Here is a 19,405-nt window from a genome sequence, read left to right on the forward strand (position 1 = left end):
CATTCCCGCGATGGGAGAGCGAACGTGACGACGACCTTCAGACGCCTGTGCCTGGCCTTCTGCCTGATCGGCGCATCGACACTATCCGTCCGGGCTGCCGACGGCGACGCGGCGCAGGAGATTCGCCTCGGCAACCTGATGCCCTACAGCGGCCCCGCCTCCAGCTACAGCGTCATCGGCAGGACCGAGGCCGCCTATTTCGCCATGCTCAACGACCAGGGCGGCATCAACGGCCGCAAGATCAGGTTCATCTCCTACGACGACAGCTACAGCCCGCCCAAGGCGATCGAGCAGGCACGCCGGCTGGTGGAGAGCGACGAAGTGCTCGCCATCTTCCAGTCCATCGGCACGCCGTCCAATGCGGCCATTCAGAAGTACATGAACGTGAGGAAGGTGCCGCAGCTCTTCGTCGGCTCGGGCGCCTCCCGCTTCAACGATCCCAAGAATTTTCCGTGGACCGTGGGCTTCAATGCGACCTACGAGACCGAAACCGAAGTTTATGGGAAATACATCCTCGAGGCCCGGCCGCAGGCCAGGATCGCCGTCATCTATCAGAACGACGATTCCGGCCGCGACCAGGTCAGGGGACTGGAGCGGGGTCTTGGCGCGAGAGCCGCCACAATGATCGTCGCCAAGGCGTCCTATGAGCCGACCGATCCGGTGATCGACTCTCAGATTCTGTCGCTGAAGGCCTCAGGGGCTGACGTCCTGGTGTCGCTGGGCACGCCGCGTGCCGGTTCTCAGACCATCCGCAAGGTGGCCGAGCTCGGCTGGAAGCCGCTGTTCTTCGTCGGCAACCCGCAGTCGAGCATGGCCTCCGTGCTGGTCCCGGCCGGCCTCGACAACGCCAGGGGCGTCATCTCGTCGACGTCGATGAAGGACGTCACCGATCCGACCTGGAAGGATGATGCCGACGTGGCGGCCTTCCGCGCCTTCATGGCCCGCTACTACCCCGATGGCGACGCCAACAACAACAATGCCGTGTATGGCTACGTCGCCGCCCAGGCCATGGCGGAGGTGCTGCGCCGGTGCGGCAGCGACCTCTCGCGCGAGAACGTGCTGCGCCAGGCGACGACGCTCAGCAATTACGCGCCCGCCCTCATCCTGCCGGGCGTCACCATCAACACGTCGCCGACCAACCATTCGCCGCTGCGGCAGCTTCAGCTGATCCGCTTCGACGGCGAGCGCTGGCAGCTGTTCGGCCCGGTGATCTCTGACGCGGGCTAGGCGCGGTGGATTGGAATTCCCGCCAGCTCGGGGCTCCGTTGATCGGGAGCTATCTGTGCAGCTTCTCCGGCAGCGTCCACGCGCTCGCCCCCGGACGGCGTCGAGCTGTGGACGGCGCCGCGGCGGTGGGCGGCTCTATGCCGCCCACGGACGGGAGATGCGCGCCTTCCGCATCGCCGCAGCCGGCGGCTGAGGCTCAGTTGGAACGGGCCACCACCACCAGCCGCCGGACCTCGCCGCGCTGGTAGGCTTGCAGGAACTTGTTGTAGTCGCGGAACGACACGCAGCCGTTGGACTGACCGTTCGGCCCCAGCATGTAGCTGTGCGCCAACAGGCCGGCGCGACCGTAAATGGCACCCGAGCCACCGGTCGGCGTAAGGCGGATCGCCTGCACGCCGTGGAACAACGACTCGCGCAAGGTCAGGTCGTAGGTGTGCGGCGGCGTGGCGCCGCTCATGCGGACGTGGACGTGACGGGGGTCATCCATCTTGTCGCCCAGCCCCGAATGCGCTTCCAGCCGCTCGCCGTTGGGCATGTACACCGTCTTGGCCGAGATGTCGTAGATGGCGGTGCCGCCGCCGGCCGAGCGCGGCGTTTCCGGGATGAGCTTGCTCACCGTGCTGGAGCCGCCAAGGCCGCCATCGTTCGGCGCCGCGTAAGCGAGTTGCGGCCCACGCGTCTGTTGCTGCTGCTGCGCTTCGCCGACGCCGAACAGGCGCTGGAAGAAGTTGCGGTTGTCGGGCGCAGGGCTGGGAGGCGCCACCGCCACCTGCGTGCGCCGCGGCAGCCTGCGATGGACCGTCCGCTGTCCCGCCGGCGGGACGGGTGTCTCCGCAACCTCCGGCATCCGAAGCCCGCGCGGGCGCGGCACCGGCAGCGGCGCGCTGTCGGCCAGGCCGGGGCGCAGCTCCGCCACGTCCGGCGGAGCGTCGGCAGGCGCGCTTGCAACCACCACAGGTGATTGCGCCGCCGGACTGAAGTTCGGCGCCAGCGGCGCGCTCCGGCCGAGCGTGGTCGGCGCCGCGCCGAGGGAGAAGCCGGAGTCGAACAGCGGGCTGTTGGGATCCGCCTGCGCCATGATGCTCGGCGTGGCCGCGTAGGCCATCGCGACGCGATTGGACGCCGGGGCGCTCGACGGGGGGGCGAGCGACGCGCGCACGCGCTGGTCCTGGGCGGGCGCTGCCAGCGCGGGATTGGAACTTGTCAGGCCCGGGGGCGTTTCCCCCCTCAGGACGGGCGCCGCGTCGACGGACGAGGCAGCCGCAGGTGCGTTTGCGACCTGCGGCGCCGGAACCTGCGCCGGCGTTCCGATTCGGGGTGGCATGGTCATCGCCGAGGCGATGATGGCCCTGGGCGTCATGTCGGGAAGGAGGCCCGACTGCCAGACGCCGAACAGGCCGGCGCAGCCGAGCGCGATGCCGCCGAGGAAACACGGAAGGAAAAGACTCCGCTGCCGGCGTCGGCTGCGGAGAGGGATAAAGTCGTATTCGTAATCCGCACCGATCGCGTAAGTCATTGGCTGCGCTTTCGGAAAAGAAACATACTGCCCGCTTCCTGCCCCACGATCCCCGCTACTCGACCCCCGCGCGATAGCCCTTTGGCCATGGCCCGAAGCCGGAGCGTCTCACATGCCAGTCGCCGGTGGCTGGAGCCGCGCTCGAGCTTCCATTTGGGCCCAATTCGGTTAACTGCCCATGAATCGTGGCGATTTTTGTCGCTGGCCGTATCGCGTCCAGGTCACGCCTTGCCCGCCTGATCAAAGCCGGGCCTGAGGAGGGCGTCAACCCGGGCCCGACGAGCGCTTTGCGACTGCGGCCGGAGCACCCTCCCCGCGATCCGCGGTCGAGCCCTCGCTCGGTCTCTCTCCCCCACGGCTCACGCGCCATGCCGGACGGGCGTAGGCATCCCGGAGGGGATGGATATGCTCTGAGGACGGGCTGGCATGGCAAGAAAAACCCCTTATGCAATGATGCGGGGCCGCAGGGGCGCATCATGGACAAGCACGCTCTCACCCGGGAACTGATCGAGACCGGCCGCATCGACGAAATCGTCGCCCGCGATGCGCCGGCGCTGCGGCTGCTGAGCGCGGCGGAGCGAGCGGCATCGTTGCGCCACATGCTCGACGCCCGGCCACCGGGCGACGCCTGGCTGTTCGGCTATGGCTCGCTGATCTGGAATCCGATGATTCACACCGTCGAGCGACGGACCGCCCGCATCGACGGCTGGCACCGCGCCTTCTGCCTGTCCACCATGGTCGGCCGGGGCTCGCCGGCCAATCCGGGCCTGGTGCTCGGCCTGGACAAGGGAGGCGAGTGCACCGGCGTCGCCTTCCGCATCGCCGACGACGTGCTGGAGAGCGAGCTCGCCCTGCTGTGGAAGCGGGAGATGCTGGCCGGGGCCTACGTCCCCCGTTGGCTCGACGTGCACGACCGGCATGGCACGCGCTTCGGCAGCGCCATCGCCTTCACCATCGACCAGGGCGGACACCACTATGCCGGTGGGCTGGCGCTCGATGTCATCGTCCGCCGGCTCGCCACGGCCTCCGGCGCGCTCGGCAGCGCCGCCGACTACCTCTTCCAGACCTGCGAGGGGCTGCGCGGCCACGGCGTTCCAGACCTCAAGCTCGAGCGTCTGGCGGCCCGCGTGCGGGCGGCGCAGGCGTCCGACGACTGAAGGCGATGCCCGAGCGGGCCTGCGGTGATAAGCCGTGTCCGCACGCATGAGGACGCCTGCGGCAGCGCGCGGATCGGCCTTTTGTCACGCTAGCGTCATGGAACCCGTCGAGGCCTTGCGGCAGTCATGAAGGCGGGGATTCCATGGATTACTTCAGGCGGTTCACCTTCTTGTTCTCGACCCCCTCGTTCGACGAGGACGATCTCGAGGGCGTGCGCTTCAACCAGATCATCGCCGAGATCGAGCGCTCCGGCTTCGAGACGGTGAAGGCACGCAAGCTGGAGGATGCCGAGATTGCGGTGCAGACCGATGCCGCGATCGGCTGCATGGTGGTCGACTGGGGCAAGAAAGGCCTGGAGGGCAAGACGGCGGCGCTGATCAACCTGATGCGCCGGCGCGGCCTCGACTTCCCCATCATCCTGCTGATCCGGCGCAAGCGTTTCGAGGAGGTGCCGGTCGAGGTGCTGGACTTCATCGACGGCTACATCTTCCTCTCCGAGGAGACGCCGGCCTTCATCGCCAAGAACCTGATCAGCCGCCTCAAGCAATATGCCGAGACCCTGAAGACGCCGTTCTTCGGCGCCCTCGTCGACTACGCCGAGGAGGGCAACCAGCTGTGGACCTGCCCCGGCCACAACGGCGGCATGTTCTATAGCCGCAGCCCCATCGGCCGCGTCTTCATGGAGCATCTGGGCGAAGCAGTGTTCCGCGACGACCTCGACAATTCCGTGCTCGACCTCGGCGACCTCCTGACCCACGAGGGCCCGGCCCTCGCGGCCCAGAAGGAAGCCGCCAAGATTTTTGGAGCGGAGAAGACCTATTTCGTGCTCAACGGCACCTCCACCTCCAACAAGGTGGCGCTCGGCGCGCTGGTCACCGATGGCGACCTGGTGCTGTTCGACCGCAACAACCACAAGGCCGCCCACCACGGCGCGCTGCTGCTCGGCGGTGGCATTCCGGTCTACCTGCCGACCGTGCGCAACGCCTGGGGCCTGATCGGCCCCATGCGCTGGGACGCCTTCGACGAGGAGGCGCTCAGGCAGCGCATCCGCACCCACCCCCTGGTCAAGGATCCGGAGGCCTGGCGCCGGGAGCGGCCCTTCCGCGTGGCCGTGGTCGAGCAGTGCACGTATGACGGCACCATCCACAGCGCGCAGATGATCCTGGCCAAGATCGGCCACCTCTGCGACTACATCGTCTTCGACGAGGCCTGGGCCGGCTTCATGAAGTTCCACCCGCTCTATGCCGGGCGCTTCGCCATGGGGCTCACCGGGCTCGGCCCCGACGCCCCCGGCATCATCGCCACCCAATCCACCCACAAGCAGCTGGCCAGCTTCTCGCAGGCCTCGCAGATCCACATCAAGGACAGCCACATCCGCGGCCAGAAGCGCCGCGTGGAGCACCGGCGCTTCAACGAAAGCTTCATGCAGCACGCCTCGACCTCGCCCTTCTATCCGCTGTTCGCCTCCCTCGACGTGGGCGCGCAGATGATGAAGGGCCGCTCCGGCGAAGTGCTGTGGGACGACACCATCCGGCTCGGCATCGAGCTGCGCAAGAAGCTCCGCGCCGTTGCCCGCGAGTTCGAAGAGAAGGAGACGAGGCCCGAGCGGCGCTGGTTCTTCGAGCCGTTCGTGCCCGACCGCGTCCAGATCCCCGACTCGGCGCGGCCCGGCGCGGTGCACGACGTCGCCTGGGAGGCGGTCGGCACCGACCAGCTCGCCGCCGACCCGTCCTATTGGGAGCTCAGGCCGGGAGCGGCCTGGCACGGCTTCGCCGAGCTGACGCCCGGCTTCGCCATGACCGATCCCAACAAGCTCACCCTGCTGACGCCGGGCTTCAACCGGGCCACCGGCGGCTACGCCGAGCACGGCATCCCCGCCCCGGTCGTCGCGCAGTACCTGCGCGAGAACCGCGTCGTCGCGGAAAAGAACGACCTGAACTCGCTGCTGTTCCTGCTCACGCCGGGGGTCGAGGCGAGCAAGGCCGGCACCCTGATCAGCGCGCTCACCGCCTTCAAGAAGCTGCACGACGACAACGTGCTGCTGGAGGAGGCCATCCCCGAGTTCGTCCGCCGTCGCCCCGGCCGCTACGCCGGCGTGCGTCTGCGCGACCTCTGCGCCGAGATGCACGGCTTCTTCCGGGCCGCCGACGTGAGCGCGCTGCAGGCCAGGCAGTTCGCGCCCGAGCATCTGCCGGAGATGGCGCTCACACCGCGCGATGCCGCCCGCGCGCTGGTGCGTAACGACGTGGACTACCTGCCCATCGACGCCATCGCGGGGCGGATTGCGACGACACCGTTCGTGGTCTACCCACCCGGCATCGCCACGATCGTGCCGGGCGAACGCCTGACCGAACGGGCGCAGCCGATGATCGACTACCTGAAGATGTTCGAGGCGAGCTTCAACGCCTTCCCGGGCTTCGAGGTGGAGGTCCAGGGCATCTACCGGGAGGTGGATGCGTCGGGGCGTGTTCGGCTGCATACTTACGTGGTCGCCGAGTAGGACGACGCTCACGCGCGGGTCAGGAGAAACATGGACGAGGAATTGCCGGTGGTGGTCCGGCCGTCGCGCGACGGCGACGTGGAGGCGATGCTGGCGATCTACCGGCGCCATATTCGCCGGGGCATCGAGGAGGGGGTGGACGACAGCGGCACGCCGGAGCCGGACGATCTGCGCAACCGGCGCAAGAACCTGCGCAACCGCCGCTTCCCGCATCTGGTGGCGACGCGCGGCGAGCGTGTCGTGGGCTACGCCTATGTCGTGCTGTTCCGCAAGCGGCCGGCCTATCGCTTCACCGTGAAGCACTCGATCTACGTGCACCACGAGGAGCAGGGCCACGGCGTCGGCCGCTTGCTGATGCAGGCGCTGATCGACGCTTGCGCGGCGGCGGGCTTCCGCCAGATGATCGGCTACATCGACGCCGACAACACCGCGTCGCTCAGCCTGCACGAAAAATTCGGCTTCGACCGCGTCGGGCTGCTCAGGGGCGTGGGCTACAAGTACGGCCGCTGGGCCGACAGCGTCATGGTCCAGCGGCCGCTCGCCGCCGGCAGCACCGCCCCTCCCCCGTCGGAAGGGCTCGGCGTGCGGTAGCGCCGCGCCCGTTCAGCCGGGCGCATCGCGAATGGATCGACGATCCCCGGCTTGCGAACGGCGAGGAGCGTCCCGCGCGTCGTCGCCGGCCGGCGCCGCAGCGTGGTCACACGCGACGCTGAGCGCCCCGCAGCCCGAGCGCATTCCCACATCCGTTAGTTACACCCGCAATCGATCTTGCGCCCAGCGGGTGGACGCGTGAGGATCGGAGTGGGAGGCTAGGCGCGCCCCGGTCTCCGCAAAAAATATACTAGGGAGACCGAAATGCTCAGCCGATGGCTCACTGCGGCCCTGGCCGCCTCGCTTCCATGTCTCGCCTCCGCGACGGCGGTCGCGCAGAAGAAATACGATCCCGGCGCCAGCGACACGACGATCAAGATCGGCAACATCATTCCCTACAGCGGGCCCGCCTCGGCCTACGGCGTGATCGGCACCACCGAGGCGGCCTACTTCAAGAAGGTGAACGACGAAGGCGGCATCAACGGCCGCAAGATCGAATTCATCAGCTATGACGACGGCTACAGCCCGCCCAAGGCCGTCGAGCAGGTACGCAAGCTCGTCGAGAACGACAACGTGCTGCTCGTCTTCAACCCTCTCGGCACACCGTCCAACACCGCGATCCAGAAATATTTGAACGGCAAAGGTATTCCACAGCTCTTCGTCGCCACCGGCGCCACCAAGTGGGGCGATCCCAAGAACAATCCTTGGACTATGGGCTTCCAGACGACCTATCAAGGCGAGGCACGCATCTACGCAGCCTACATCCTCAAGAACAAGCCCGACGCCAAGATAGCCATCCTCTATCAGAACGACGACTTCGGGAAAGACTACCTGCAGGGCATGCGCGACGGCCTCGGCGACAAGGCCGCCAGCATGATCGTCGCCGAAGTGCCCTACGAGATCGCCTCCCCCACCATCGACAACGAAATCCTCAAGCTCAAGGCGAGCGGCGCCGATGTTTTCTTCAACATCAGCACGCCGAAGTTCGCCGCCCAGAGCATCCGCAAGATGGCCGAGATCGGCTGGAAGCCGGTGCACATTCTGGCCAATGTGTCCTCGTCCGTCGGTGCCGTCATGAAGCCCGCGGGGTTCGACAACGCGCAAGGCATCCTGAGCGCCATCTACGGGAAGGATCCAACCGATCCGCAGTGGAAAGATTCCCCTGATGTCAAGGAATGGGAGGCCTTTCTCGACAAGTACCTGCCAGGCGTCGACAAGACGAACAACAGTTACGCCTACGCCTACGGCGTGGCGCGGACGCTGGTTCAGGTCTTGTCCCAGGCCGGAGAGGACCTGAGCCGTGCGAATATCATGCGTCAGGCGGCCAATCTCAATAATTTCGACCCGGGCCTGCTGCTGCCGGGGGTCACCATCAACACCAGCGCGACGGACTTCTATCCGCTGGAGCAGATGCAGATGATGCGTTTCAAGGGCGATCACTGGGAGATGTTCGGCCCGATCATGAGCAGCGAGAAGAAGGGCAGCTGAGCCGGCCGAGCGGCCTGTATCGGGGGGCTCCGCCCGCTTGAACCCGGCAGGATGCCCTCCTCGATCGACGACGGCTTCCGGGGCCCGTGCTCGGCACCGAGCTCCGGGAGCCCTTCCGAGGCTCCTCGGGTCGGACAACGACGGCTGCGCGGCCTGACCGAGCTTCCAACCGCCCCTATCTTTCCCGCCCGGCATAGGGAGACGCGCATCATGGCAAGCCCACCGTTGGTCGCCCCCGAATTCCTGATGAGCTACGACGGTACGGTGACCGACTACCGCTCCGCCTTGGACGCGAGCGGACAGTACGTGGTGTTCGAGCGTGCCCCGGCCGGCAGCTCGGCCTTCACCCTGCAGCTCTACGAGCTGGGCAGTTCGGGACAACCTTCGCCGTTCGCGCCGAAACTGCAGGAGTCGACCCGGCCCGACTGGTGCTGGCCCACCGGCGAGGTGGCCTTCAACAATGGGCAGGGGATCTGGATCAATCCCCACCCGCTCACCCCCGGCGCCAGTCTGCTGCCGGACACCGCCGGGATGATCTACCCCGCCTGGTGCGCCGACGGGTCGGCCCTTCTGGTGATGAACGAGCAGAGCACGGCAAGCCCGCGGCCCTGCACCAGCCAGATTTCCACCGCAGGAGTCATCATCACCCCGGTGATGGCGAACGATACGCTGTGGGGCGGCATGCCGGCGGTCGATCCCATCAACGGCGCCCGCTATGTGTTCGCCGGCCAGCTCATCCAGGGCCAATCCGCCTACGATCAGGACCTGAACTACATCTGGCTCGTCGACGCCACGACCGATCCGGTGACCATCCGCCCCCTCGACCAGAATGCGCCGCCGAGCGGGCCGTTCGACCCGGCCTTCCAGGGCCGTGCCCCGTGGTGGTCGCCGGACGGGCAATGGGTGGCGTTCGAATCGGATCGGGCCAATCCCGGAGGGCCCTATGCCATCTACATCCAGGATTCGGCCGGCGCCTGCCCGGCAATGCAGGTGCTGGACACCTGCTGGAATGCCAACCACGCTAAATGGTTTCCCAGCGGCACGCAGCTGATCACGACGGTGGAGCAGACGCCGGGTGCGACCGTCCGAGGGCTCGCCAGCCTCGACGTCTCGGCCTTTGTCGGCGGCGCGCAGACGTAGGCGCCCCCATGCGAAGGCCCCGACCGTTCTTCAAGGAGGGAGGGTGGGGTGGCGCGCCCCGGCCTCCCTGGAGCAAGAAGCGATGATCCGATCCACCATCTGCGTCCTAATCCCGCTGGCGTTGCTGCTGCCTGGTGCCGCCGGCGCCTGCCCCACCGACCCACCCCGCGACTCCTCAGCTCTTTACAGCGGTTCCGGCAAGCTCCTGGGCCACCGGAGCGGAGACCCGGTGGAGACCGCTTCCGCAACGAAACGCTTCGTCCGCTATGGAATCTCACCCCTGGGGAGCCCCTACCCTGCTGGCGAGGGCGGCGGCGTCGAATTCCGGCCCGGCATCGACTGAAGCGCCCGGCCCCGCGGCATCCGGCGGGCCTAATCCGGATCCTTGTCGGCGCCGGCGACATCGCCCAGGGCGAAGGGTTGCGGCAACAGCTCGCCGAGCGCGAACGTTCCGACCCCGACGACCTCGACCGGCAGGCTTGGATCGGCGAACTCGGCCATCACCTGACGGCAGGCGCCGCACGGCATCAATGTCGATGCCGGCCCGTCGGGCGGCGCGTCGATACAGGCCACCGCAACCGCCTCGAGCCGACGCGCGCCTGCCGCGACCGCCTTGAAGATGGCCACGCGCTCGGCGCAGATGGTCAGGCCGTAGGACGCGTTCTCGACGTTGCAGCCGCTGTAGACCTGGCCTCCGGCACGCACTGCGGCGCCGACGCGGAACCGCGAATATGGCGCGTGTGCGCGCAGAGCGGCCGCGCGCGCCGCTGCGGCAAGCTCACTCACTTGGTGGGCGGATCCACCCGCAGCAGGGCGCTGAATTCGGCCGCGATCTCCAGCGGGCTTTTCGCCGGTGGGTTGGGGAGGACGCGATCGGGAGCGGGATCGGTCGGCTTCACCGCGACCTTCTCGTATTGGCCGTCGCGGAAATAGCCAAAGGTCGGCGTCGGTGCCCGCGAGCGCGCTGTCCGGTTCATCCTATGTCTCCCACCAAGCCTTGTTCATCAGCATCCCGATACGCGTTGTCGCGACCTTGGCCGCATCGAACGTGGCGCGCACCGCCGGGTGTGTCGTTTGGAGGCGTGGATCACGGTCGAAGCCGTCCTCACCGTATACCACGCTCGCGTCGATGTTCAGCACCCCCAATATGGGCCCTTCGAAGTCGAGGGTAAGGGGGCCGTCGTCGTCGCGCGGCACCCGGGGGCTCAAGTCGAAGGCATCGAGGATCGGAACACTGAGGAGCCACGTCCGGTCTCGCTCCGGCATCGGCGCAAAAGGATCCGCGCCCTCGATTTCGCTGCGCGGCGCCAGCAGCCTGTCAGCGAGATTGGCGAGCAACGGCTCACATGTCTCGAAACATAACGAGGTCACGGAACGGCGCGCGCCGACCTCCAGCGTGAGATCGGCATGGTGCTCCATGTTGACGGCGTAGGCGATGCGCATGTGGGTTGCGGAGACGGGCAGGAAGATGTTGGCCCGCACCAACGTCCCTTCGTTGAGGTAGGGCTCGAGCACCTCGGTCGCCAGGAGCACGAGGTCGACGAGGATCGGGCCGACCGCAGCAGGGTCCGGCGGATCGAAGCGCGTGATGTCGATCGCCGCCTGCGCCGCCTGCCGACCACGATCGAAGCTCTTGTCGACGACCACCGCGTTGGACAGGGCGTCGAAATCGAGCACGCCCGTCGGCCCCGCATCTGAGCTGTGCGGTGGCTGGACGATGAATCCCTTGCTGGCCACGAGCTTGAATATCGTCTCCTCCAAGGTCCGCCGCCCGATGCCGCTCAGGAGCGACCAGAGCGCCATCAGGAACTCACGGCCGGTCTGCGGCGGGACGGCCCGGCCCTCCGCCGACAGGCGCAGGGTGACGTGATGCCAAGGCGCGGCCGCAAGCCTCGCCGCCGAGGCGTCGCCCTGGCGGCCCGCCCGCCGGAGCTGCGCGCGAAAGGCGCGGGCGAAGACCCAGCTGGGGGCGTTCGAGATCACGCCGCCGTCGATGCAGACCGCGTAAGGGCCGAGCTGAACCGGCCGGAAGAAGATGGGAAAGCCCGCCGAGGCGCGGACCGCGCGCGCAATCGCGAAATCGCGACAGCTGGGATCGCTCGACGATATGGACACGAGCTGACGGCTGGCGACATCCGTGACCATCAGAAAGAACGGCACCAGCCCGAGATCGCCGGCATCGCGCAGATCGCCGAAGGTCAGATGCCGATCCCGGTTGTGCCGGAATCGACCCTCGAGCTTCGGCGAGGCGCGCAGCAGATCGTCGATCTTTGCCTCGAAGAGATCGGCTGCAAGTATGCCCCTCTCGCGCCAGACCCAACGGTGGCGGAAGAGAACCGACCACGCCAGGCCCAGACGCTCCAGCCACTTGCCCACCCACCAGCATCGACGCAACAGCCAGCTCGTCCCGGCCTGCGGCCCACTCTCGCCGAGAACCCGCTGTGCCCACGCGAGATAGCGCAGCAGCGCGGAGAAATCCTTGATCTCGCGCGGATCGAAATGGCCGAAGAACTTGTCGCGCTCGCTCTTGGAGAACGTCGTCTGGACGATTTCCAGGATCCGGAACGGCGAATAGCCGACCCAGGCGAGCACGGCGATGATGGCGCCGGCAGACGTGCCGGCAATCCCCTGCACATCCATTTGCCGGTCGCCGAGCTCGGCTTTGCCGACGACGCCTTGCAGCTGGCCGATCAATTCCACGCCGAGCGCCCCACCGCCCTGGATCGTCACGACGCAGGTGCGCGGCAGGCCGAAGCCAATTGTCGGGCTCGGCATGGCGTATCCCTCCTGCTTCCACGATCGCGCGGAGTCAGCCGGCCGGCCCAACCGAGCACCCACGATCGCGTTTCCGCAACCCACACGTATCACTGGAAGGCCCGCCCACATACGCATCCAGCCCCGCTCTCTCGGCGGGGAGAAAGGGGCATCAATCCGGAGAGGACGGCCGGATCGCCGGCCCGGCCGCCGCGCTGCACTGATTGCACCCGCGTGTCGCGGCCAATACCATCGCACGTCCCACCGGCTGCGCCGACAGCCGGGCCTACAACGCCGAGGAAGGAACCCCGATGAGGCGCCTCATTGCCGCCGCCCTCTGTCTGGCGGCCTCATTCGCGCCGGCGCTGGCGCAGACGGGCCAGGCGCCGCTCAAGCTCGGGCTCATCGTCGACATGTCGGGGCCCTACGCCGACATCACCGGCAAGGGCAGCGTGGCGGCCGTCCAGATGGCGGTGGAGGATTTCGGCGGCAAGGTCCTGGGGCGACCGATCGAGGTGCTGGGCGCCGACCATCAGAACAAGGCGGACATCGCCGGCGCCACGGCCCGCGAATGGTTCGACAGCCAGGGCGTCGAGGCGATCATGGACGTCGCCGCTTCCGCCACCGCACTCGCCGCCAACGAGATCGCCAAGGCGCGCGGCAAGATCATCATCTTCAACGGCCCCGGCGCCCTGCGCCTGACCAACGAGGCCTGCGGCCCCTATTCCGTGCACTGGGCCTATGACACCTACGCGCTGGCCCACGGCACCGGCCTCGCCACCGTCAAGCAGGGCTATGACACCTGGTTCTTCCTGACGGCGGACTACGCCTTCGGCCACGATCTGGAGAAGGATACCGCCGCCGTCGTCACGGCCGGGAACGGCAAGGTCGTCGGCCAGATCCGCCATCCGCTGAACACGGCGGACTTCTCCTCCTACCTGCTCCAGGCCCAGGCGTCGAAAGCCAAGGTCATCGGCCTCGCCAACGCCGGCGCCGACATGATCAACGCCATCAAGCAGGCGGCCGAGTTCGGCATTCAGGGGTCAGGCCAGCGGCTCGCTGGCCTGCTCGTGTTCGTCTCCGACGTCCACAGCCTCGGTCTCAAGGTGGCGCAGGGCATGCTGCTGACCGACGCGTTCTACTGGGATACGAACGACGAGACGCGGGCCTTCGCGCAGCGCTTCTCCAAGCGTGTCGGGCAGATGCCGGGCATGGCGCATGCGGGCGTCTATTCGTCGACCCTGCACTACCTCAAGGCCGTCGCGGCGGCCGGAACGACGGATGCAGCGGCCGTCATGAAGATCATGAAGGCGACGCCGGTCAACGACGTCTTCGCCAAGAACGGGCGCATCCGCGACGACGGCCGCATGGTGCACGACATGTATCTCTTCGAGGTCAAGACGCCGGCCGAGTCGAAGGGCGCGTGGGACTATTATAAGCAGCTCGCGACGATTCCGGCCGACCAGGCCTTCCTGCCGCTCGACCAGTCCAAATGTCCGCTGGTCAAGCATTGATGGTGAACGATCGACACCCACGATGACCCAGGATCTCACCCTTTCCGCCCTGCTCGCGCAGCATGTCGACGCGCACCCCGACGCCCCGGCCTTCATCGAGGGCGAGCGCACGACGAGCTTCGCCGCCTTCGACCAGCTCGTTCACCGCACGGCGGCGTGGCTCGAGCAACAGGGAATCGGGCCCGGCGACCGCGTCGGCGTCTGGCTGGTGAACCGGATCGAGTGGCTCGCCCTGTTCTTCGCCCTCGGCCGGCTGGGCGCCACGCTCGTCGCGGTCAACACCCGCTACCGCGCGGCCGAGCTCGAGCACATCCTGGGCCTCAGCGGTGCGCGCCTCCTCGTGCTGCAGCTCAACTTCCGCAGCATCGACTTCCCGGCCGTGCTCGCGGGGGTCGACAGCGCCAAGCTGCCGGCCCTGGAGCGCATCGCCGTGGTCGATGCCGCCGACGGCGCCCCGCAGACCATCCTCGGCAAGCCGGCGGTGGCCTTCGACGCCTTCGCTAGGCCGGCCGAGGCACCGGCGGACGCGTCCACGCCCGACGCACCACTCATCCTGTTCACCACCTCGGGCACGACCAAGGGGCCGAAGCTCGTCGTGCATCCGCAGCGGACGCTGACGCTGCACGGCTATCGCTGCGCTGCGGCGTTCGGGCTCGATGCGCCGGACGCCAGGCTCCTGGCGGCCATGCCGTTCTGCGGCGTCTTCGGCATGGCGGCGCTGATGGCCGCCTTCGCCGGCGGCATCCCCTCCGTCCTGCTCGACGCGGTCGACGCCGGCGTGGCGGCCGACCTCCTCCGCCGCCACGCCATCACCCACGCCTTCGGCAGCGACGAGATGTTCCGCCGCATCGGTGAGATCGTGCCCGGCCACGATCCATTCCCCTCCGCCCGCATCTTCGGCTTTGCCGCCTTCGGGCCGGGCGCGGCGGAGCTGGCCACAGCGGCATGGGCGCGTCGCATTCCGATGCTGGGGCTCTACGGCTCGAGCGAGGTGCTGGCGCTGTTTGCCATGCAGCCGCTCGACCTGACCGTGGCCGAGCGTATCGAGGGCGGCGGCCGGCCGGCCTCGGACGACGCCGAAGTGCGCATCCGCGACATCGACAGCGGCGAGTTGCTGCCGCCCGGAGAGAGCGGTGAGATCGAGATCCGCGCGCCCACGAACTTCAGCGGCTACCTGAACAATGCGGAGGCGACGACCGAGGCCATACGTCCCGACGGCTTCTTCCGCAGCGGCGACGTGGGCCGGCTGCGGCCCGACGGCACCTTCGTCTACGAGGCGCGGCGCGGCGATGCCATCCGGCTCGGCGGTTTCCTCGTCAGCCCGACGGAGATCGAGGACGTGCTGAAGCAGGTGCCGGGCGTCGCCGACGTGCAGGTCGTCGCCGTCGAGATCGCCGGGCAGATGCGCGCTGTCGCCTTCGCCATCGGAGCTCCGGGCCGGGCGCCGACCGAGGCCGGCATCATCGCCGCGGCCAAGGCCACGATGGCGGCTTTCAAGGTCCCGGCGCGGGTGTGGTTCGTCGAGGAATTCCCGAGCACCCCGAGCGCCAACGGCACCAAGATCCAGAAGGCCAAGCTGCGCGACATGGCAATGGAGCGGCTGCGGGACGAAGCTGCAGCCTGACGAGGAGATCTACCGCCAGGTGAGCCGAAAGACCCGAAGCCAGTTCTCGAGCATGATCTTTCGCATCGTGTCGGGCCCAAACCCGTGGCGACCGAGTGCCGCGACCAGGTGTTGGAGGCCGCTTGCGTCCTTGATCGGACGGGGGATCATCGCGCCGTCGAAGTCAGATCCGAGCGCCACCCGGCTTTCGCCGATGCGGCTCACCAGATAGTCGAGATGACGCACGACCGTGTCGAGCGGCGTGTCCGCGTCGCGATGGCCGTCGGGACGCACGTCGTTCACGCAAAGATTGAAGCCGACCACCCCATCGGATTCACGGATCGCGTCGAGCTGCCGGTCGGTCAGATTGCGCGTCGACGGACAGATTGCGTGGGCACAGGCATGCGTCGCCACAAGCGGTGCGGTGGTCGCCGCTGCCACATCCCAGAAGCCGCGCTCGTTGAGGTGCGAGACATCGATCATGATCCCGAGGCCGTTGCAGGCCTCGACGAGCGCTTGTCCGGCCGGCGTGAGACCGGGCCCGATGTCCGGCGAGCGCGGGTACGCGAACGGCACCCCACAGCCGAAAGCATTCGGGCGGCTCCAGACGAGACCGAGCGAGCGCAGGCCCGATGCATGCAGACGCTCGAGGCCGTCGAGATCGGGAGCAATCGCCTCCGCCCCTTCCATGTGCAGGACAAGGGCAAAGACACCGTCGCGCACGGCGGTTTCGATCTCATCTGCGCTTGATACGCGACGGAGCTGCCCCGCGGCGCGCGTTTCCAGACGGGACAGCGCATTCAGCTGGGCGTCGATCTGCGTCCGCGCATGGGCGAAATCGACCGGCTCCGCCAGGCGCACCTCATAGCCGCTTTGAGTTCTGGCAAAATCGCCCCGCGGCGGGCGCTCCGCTCGTGCGAACATGGCAAACAGCCCGCCGACCAGGCCGCCCTCGCGCGCCCGCGGCAGATCGAGGTGCCCGGCATCCGAACGCGCCAGAAAATCGCGCCCGCCGTCGCGGTACTCCATCATAAATTGGACGGCGTCGTTGTGCCCGTCGAAGATCTCGACTCTGCTCGCCTCGTCCATCGTCGGCGCCCCTTCCGGTCGCGTCACAGGCAGCCTTGGTACATCAGTTATGGTGACGTCGGTCTGCGGCTAAGTTCACCTGCGAGGTAATCGACGCTGGCGCGTCGACCTGGGACAAAGGCTCGGCATTCTCTTTCGCCGAGGCCAACCCATGCAACAGCTCGCCCTAGCCCAAGCCGCAACCACCGATCGGCGCTGGTGGGTGCTGGCGACCGTCGTCGCCGCGCAGTTCATGTTCGGCGTCGACGCCTTCATCGTCAACGTGGCGCTGCCGACCATTGCCACCGAGCTGCAAGCGAGCACCGCCCAGATCGAGGCCGTCGTCGCCATCTACCTGATCGGCTACGCCACCCTGGTGGTGACCGGCGGCCGCCTCGGCGACATCTTCGGCACCAGGGCCACCTTCATCACCGGTGTGGTGGGCTTCACCCTCACCTCCCTGTGGTGCGGCCTGGCGCAGTCGGGGCCCGAGCTCATCGTGGCGCGGCTCGCCCAAGGCGCCACCGCGGCGCTGATGGTGCCGCAGGTCTTGGCGACGCTGCACGTGCTGTTCTCAGACGAAGCTCGCGGGCGCGCCTTCGCCGTCTACGGCGTCGTACTGGGGCTCGCCGGCGCCGCCGGCTTCCTGCTCGGCGGCCTGCTGGTGACGCTCGACCTCGGCGGTTTCGGCTGGCGGGCCGTGTTCTTCGTCAACGTGCCCTGCGGCATCGCCATCATCGCCGCCGCAGCCGTCCTGGTGCCGTCCCTCGCCCGCAAGGAGGGAACGCGGCTCGATCTGCCCGGCGCCGCCATCCTGTTCGTCGCGCTGCTCTGCATCATCGGCCCGCTGCTGTTCGGGCGCGACCTCGGCTGGAGCGCCTGGGTATGGCTCACCATGGCGGCAGGCATTGCCATCCTGCTCGGCTTCCTCGGCTTCGAGCGCCGGGTCGCAGGCCGCGGCGGGCTGCCGCTCGTCGACCTCGCCCTGCTCGACGACAAGACCTTCATGCGCGGGCTCGGCGCGGTGTTCTGCTTCTTCTGCGCCAATCTGTCGTTCTACTTCGTGATGACCTTGTTCATGCAGCAGGCCCTCGCCTACACGCCGCTGCAGTCGGGCGCCGCGGTGCTGCCGCTGGCGCTGGCCTTCGTCGTCGCCTCCCGCCATGCGGCGGCCCGTGCCACGCGTCGCGGCACTCTGGTGCTGATCGAAGGCTGCACCCTCCAGCTCGTCGGCCTCGCCGCCGTCGCGGCGACGATCGCCCTCGTCGCCACGCCCAGCCCGTGGCTGATCATGCTGCCGCTGGCCGTCTTCGGCTACGGCCAGGGCCTGGTCATGGCGCCCCTGTCCGGCGTGGTGCTGTCGACCGTGCCAAAGGCCAGCGCCGGCTCGGGCTCGGGCCTCTACGGCACCACGACACAGATCGCCAATGCCGCGGGCGTGGCGGTGATCGGGGCGGTCTACTTCGCCTTCCACGGCCACGGCGCGGATCACGCCGCGATCTACGCAGCCCTCGCTGGGGTGGCGCTGGCGATCGCCGCGAGCGTCACCTTCCTGCGCTGGATGCGGCAGGCCGCGACAGCCTGAGGTCGACTGGGCGCCTCTCGCTCAGCCGCGTCTGCCGTGGCGGGCGGTCTGCAAGCCGCCCGCCCGCATGGCCGTCAGCTCGATGCGGCGAGCTTGTCGGCGGTCTTGGTCTCGAAGTCGCTCGCCTCGTGGCGCTCGCGCAGCTGGCTTGCGGGGTCGCCGAAGACACGGTTGACCATACGGCCGCGCTGCACCGCCGGGCGGGCGGCGAGGAGATCGGCCCAGCGCTGCACGTGCTTGTAATCCTGCACCGACAGGAACTCGCCGGATTCGTAGAGGATGCCCTTGGCCAGGCCCCCGTACCAAGGCCAGATCGCCATGTCGGCGATGGTGTAATCGTCGCCGGCGATGTAGGTGCTCTCGGCCAGCTGCCGGTCGAGAACGTCGAGCTGCCGCTTCACCTCCATGGCGAAGCGATCGATGGCGTATTCGATCTTGACCGGCGCGTAGGCATAGAAATGGCCGAAGCCGCCACCGAGATAAGGCGCGCTGCCCATCTGCCAGAACAGCCACGACAGGCACTCGGCCCGCTTCGCCCGGTCGGTCGGCAGGAAGGCGCCGAACTTCTCCGCCAGATAGACCAGGATCGAGCCGGACTCGAACACCCGCACCGGGGTCGGCTCGCTGCGGTCGAGCAGCGCGGGAATCTTGGAATTGGGGTTGATCGCCACGAAGCCGCTGCCGAACTGGTCGCCCTCACCGATGTTGATCAGCCAGGCGTCGTACTCGGCCCCTTCGTGGCCGAGCGCCAGCAGTTCCTCCAGCATCACCGTCGCCTTCACGCCGTTCGGCGTGGCGAGCGAGTAAAGCTGGAGCGGATGGCGGCCGACCGGCAGCTCCTTCTCGTGCGTCGGCCCAGCGATCGGCCGGTTGATGTTGGCGAAGCGGCCACCATTCTCCTTGTTCCAATGCCAGACCTTGGGGGGCGTGTAGGCGGACGAGTCGGTCATACGGAGAGCTCCAGTCATCTCGGGGCGCATGCGCCCCGCTGAAGTAGGAGCCCGGCGCGGGCTTGGCCAGCCCGGGCGGTCGGCGCCCGGCGCGGGCGCCATGGCCGCCCTCTGCATGGCGGAGCCACGGCGCCTCGCGGCGTGCTCCGAGCGCCCGGCAGGCCCAGGCGCTCGGCGGAGCGACATGTATCAGTCGTCGACAAGCCGGCGCATACCATCCCAATGGATGGTTCCATCGCATCGGCTAGGCATGCTCTGACGGGATGCCGAGCCCGGCTTCACCGCCGGCCGTCCCTTGCATGAGGAGGCTC

At 68.0% G+C, this 19,405-nt stretch carries 15 protein-coding genes; 9 read left to right on the plus strand and 6 right to left on the minus strand.

Annotation, left to right across the window (positions count from 1 at the left end; genetic code table 11):
• Window positions 1-24 precede the first annotated feature (24 nt).
• On the plus strand, window positions 25-1,227 hold the full coding sequence (locus tag ACZ5PO_RS33185; protein ID WP_464186933.1) for an ABC transporter substrate-binding protein: 1,203 nt from the start codon (window positions 25-27) through the stop codon (window positions 1,225-1,227).
• Between the two features lie 196 nt (window positions 1,228-1,423).
• Here the strand turns inward: ACZ5PO_RS33185 and ACZ5PO_RS33190 are convergent, their stop codons facing one another.
• Window positions 1,424-2,743, minus strand: a complete 1,320-nt coding sequence (locus tag ACZ5PO_RS33190) for a DUF2778 domain-containing protein (RefSeq protein ID WP_464186935.1) — start codon at window positions 2,741-2,743, stop codon at window positions 1,424-1,426.
• 476 nt (window positions 2,744-3,219) lie between these two features.
• Between ACZ5PO_RS33190 and ACZ5PO_RS33195 the strand changes: the two genes are divergently transcribed.
• The 5 genes from ACZ5PO_RS33195 to ACZ5PO_RS33215 all read left to right on the plus strand — a co-directional run bounded on the left by ACZ5PO_RS33195 (window position 3,220) and on the right by ACZ5PO_RS33215 (window position 9,620).
• Window positions 3,220-3,900 (plus strand): gamma-glutamylcyclotransferase, encoded by a 681-nt coding sequence (locus tag ACZ5PO_RS33195; RefSeq protein WP_464186937.1) that lies wholly within the window; start codon window positions 3,220-3,222, stop codon window positions 3,898-3,900.
• 143 nt (window positions 3,901-4,043) lie between these two features.
• Window positions 4,044-6,401 carry an Orn/Lys/Arg family decarboxylase gene (locus tag ACZ5PO_RS33200; protein WP_464186939.1) on the plus strand — a complete coding sequence of 786 codons (2,358 nt, stop codon included), beginning with the start codon at window positions 4,044-4,046 and terminating at the stop codon, window positions 6,399-6,401.
• Window positions 6,402-6,431: 30 nt separating this feature from the next.
• The gene (locus ACZ5PO_RS33205; RefSeq protein ID WP_464186941.1) at window positions 6,432-6,992 is read left to right on the plus strand and encodes an N-acetyltransferase family protein; all 561 of its coding nucleotides are present in this window, start codon (window positions 6,432-6,434) and stop codon (window positions 6,990-6,992) included.
• A 264-nt stretch (window positions 6,993-7,256) separates the two neighbouring features.
• Window positions 7,257-8,480 carry an ABC transporter substrate-binding protein gene (locus ACZ5PO_RS33210; RefSeq protein WP_464186942.1) on the plus strand — a complete coding sequence of 408 codons (1,224 nt, stop codon included), beginning with the start codon at window positions 7,257-7,259 and terminating at the stop codon, window positions 8,478-8,480.
• A 210-nt stretch (window positions 8,481-8,690) separates the two neighbouring features.
• On the plus strand, window positions 8,691-9,620 hold the full coding sequence (locus ACZ5PO_RS33215; RefSeq protein WP_464186943.1) for a TolB family protein: 930 nt from the start codon (window positions 8,691-8,693) through the stop codon (window positions 9,618-9,620).
• A gap of 372 nt (window positions 9,621-9,992) precedes the next feature.
• On the opposite strand, the gene ACZ5PO_RS33220 is transcribed toward ACZ5PO_RS33215, so the two are convergent.
• Genes ACZ5PO_RS33220 through ACZ5PO_RS33230 form a run of 3 tightly spaced genes read right to left on the minus strand, consistent with a single transcriptional unit; the run spans window position 9,993 to window position 12,395 of the window.
• Entirely contained in the window at window positions 9,993-10,406 is a 414-nt protein-coding gene (locus ACZ5PO_RS33220; RefSeq protein ID WP_464186944.1) for a cytidine deaminase, read from the minus strand.
• On the minus strand, window positions 10,403-10,597 hold the full coding sequence (locus ACZ5PO_RS33225) for a hypothetical protein (RefSeq protein WP_464186946.1): 195 nt from the start codon (window positions 10,595-10,597) through the stop codon (window positions 10,403-10,405). Before ACZ5PO_RS33225 ends, ACZ5PO_RS33220 begins: the two co-directional genes overlap by 4 nt.
• 1 nt (window position 10,598) lies before the next feature.
• Window positions 10,599-12,395: a patatin-like phospholipase family protein gene (locus ACZ5PO_RS33230; RefSeq protein ID WP_464186948.1), complete on the minus strand. Its 1,797-nt coding sequence runs from the start codon at window positions 12,393-12,395 to the stop codon at window positions 10,599-10,601.
• Window positions 12,396-12,685: 290 nt separating this feature from the next.
• Between ACZ5PO_RS33230 and ACZ5PO_RS33235 the strand changes: the two genes are divergently transcribed.
• Together ACZ5PO_RS33235 and ACZ5PO_RS33240 are read left to right on the plus strand one after the other, a co-directional pair.
• On the plus strand, window positions 12,686-13,888 hold the full coding sequence (locus tag ACZ5PO_RS33235) for an ABC transporter substrate-binding protein (protein ID WP_464186949.1): 1,203 nt from the start codon (window positions 12,686-12,688) through the stop codon (window positions 13,886-13,888).
• Between the two features lie 22 nt (window positions 13,889-13,910).
• Complete coding sequence (locus ACZ5PO_RS33240) at window positions 13,911-15,512, plus strand: AMP-binding protein (RefSeq protein ID WP_464186950.1); 1,602 nt, start codon at window positions 13,911-13,913, stop codon at window positions 15,510-15,512.
• 9 nt (window positions 15,513-15,521) lie between these two features.
• On the opposite strand, the gene ACZ5PO_RS33245 is transcribed toward ACZ5PO_RS33240, so the two are convergent.
• Window positions 15,522-16,580 carry a dipeptidase gene (locus tag ACZ5PO_RS33245; RefSeq protein WP_464186952.1) on the minus strand — a complete coding sequence of 353 codons (1,059 nt, stop codon included), beginning with the start codon at window positions 16,578-16,580 and terminating at the stop codon, window positions 15,522-15,524.
• Window positions 16,581-16,731: 151 nt separating this feature from the next.
• On the opposite strand from ACZ5PO_RS33245, the gene ACZ5PO_RS33250 reads away from it, so the two are divergent.
• Entirely contained in the window at window positions 16,732-18,144 is a 1,413-nt protein-coding gene (locus ACZ5PO_RS33250) for an MFS transporter (protein WP_464186953.1), read from the plus strand.
• Between the two features lie 74 nt (window positions 18,145-18,218).
• On the opposite strand, the gene yghU is transcribed toward ACZ5PO_RS33250, so the two are convergent.
• Window positions 18,219-19,094 carry a glutathione-dependent disulfide-bond oxidoreductase gene (gene yghU / locus ACZ5PO_RS33255; protein WP_464186954.1) on the minus strand — a complete coding sequence of 292 codons (876 nt, stop codon included), beginning with the start codon at window positions 19,092-19,094 and terminating at the stop codon, window positions 18,219-18,221.
• Window positions 19,095-19,405: the final 311 nt, after the last annotated feature.

The sequence above is a fragment of the Chelatococcus sp. KU-N122 genome (assembly GCF_055391085.1).

Coding starts and splice junctions, on each gene's coding strand:
- ACZ5PO_RS33190 (WP_464186935.1), bottom strand. CDS start 2,743: ATGACTTACGCGATCGGTGCGGATTACGAATACGACTTTATCCCTCTC.
- ACZ5PO_RS33195 (WP_464186937.1), top strand. CDS start 3,220: ATGGACAAGCACGCTCTCACCCGGGAACTGATCGAGACCGGCCGCATC.
- ACZ5PO_RS33200 (WP_464186939.1), top strand. CDS start 4,044: ATGGATTACTTCAGGCGGTTCACCTTCTTGTTCTCGACCCCCTCGTTC.
- ACZ5PO_RS33205 (WP_464186941.1), top strand. CDS start 6,432: ATGGACGAGGAATTGCCGGTGGTGGTCCGGCCGTCGCGCGACGGCGAC.
- ACZ5PO_RS33210 (WP_464186942.1), top strand. CDS start 7,257: ATGCTCAGCCGATGGCTCACTGCGGCCCTGGCCGCCTCGCTTCCATGT.
- ACZ5PO_RS33215 (WP_464186943.1), top strand. CDS start 8,691: ATGGCAAGCCCACCGTTGGTCGCCCCCGAATTCCTGATGAGCTACGAC.
- ACZ5PO_RS33225 (WP_464186946.1), bottom strand. CDS start 10,597: ATGAACCGGACAGCGCGCTCGCGGGCACCGACGCCGACCTTTGGCTAT.
- ACZ5PO_RS33230 (WP_464186948.1), bottom strand. CDS start 12,395: ATGCCGAGCCCGACAATTGGCTTCGGCCTGCCGCGCACCTGCGTCGTG.
- ACZ5PO_RS33235 (WP_464186949.1), top strand. CDS start 12,686: ATGAGGCGCCTCATTGCCGCCGCCCTCTGTCTGGCGGCCTCATTCGCG.
- ACZ5PO_RS33240 (WP_464186950.1), top strand. CDS start 13,911: ATGACCCAGGATCTCACCCTTTCCGCCCTGCTCGCGCAGCATGTCGAC.
- ACZ5PO_RS33245 (WP_464186952.1), bottom strand. CDS start 16,580: ATGGACGAGGCGAGCAGAGTCGAGATCTTCGACGGGCACAACGACGCC.
- ACZ5PO_RS33250 (WP_464186953.1), top strand. CDS start 16,732: ATGCAACAGCTCGCCCTAGCCCAAGCCGCAACCACCGATCGGCGCTGG.
- yghU (WP_464186954.1), bottom strand. CDS start 19,094: ATGACCGACTCGTCCGCCTACACGCCCCCCAAGGTCTGGCATTGGAAC.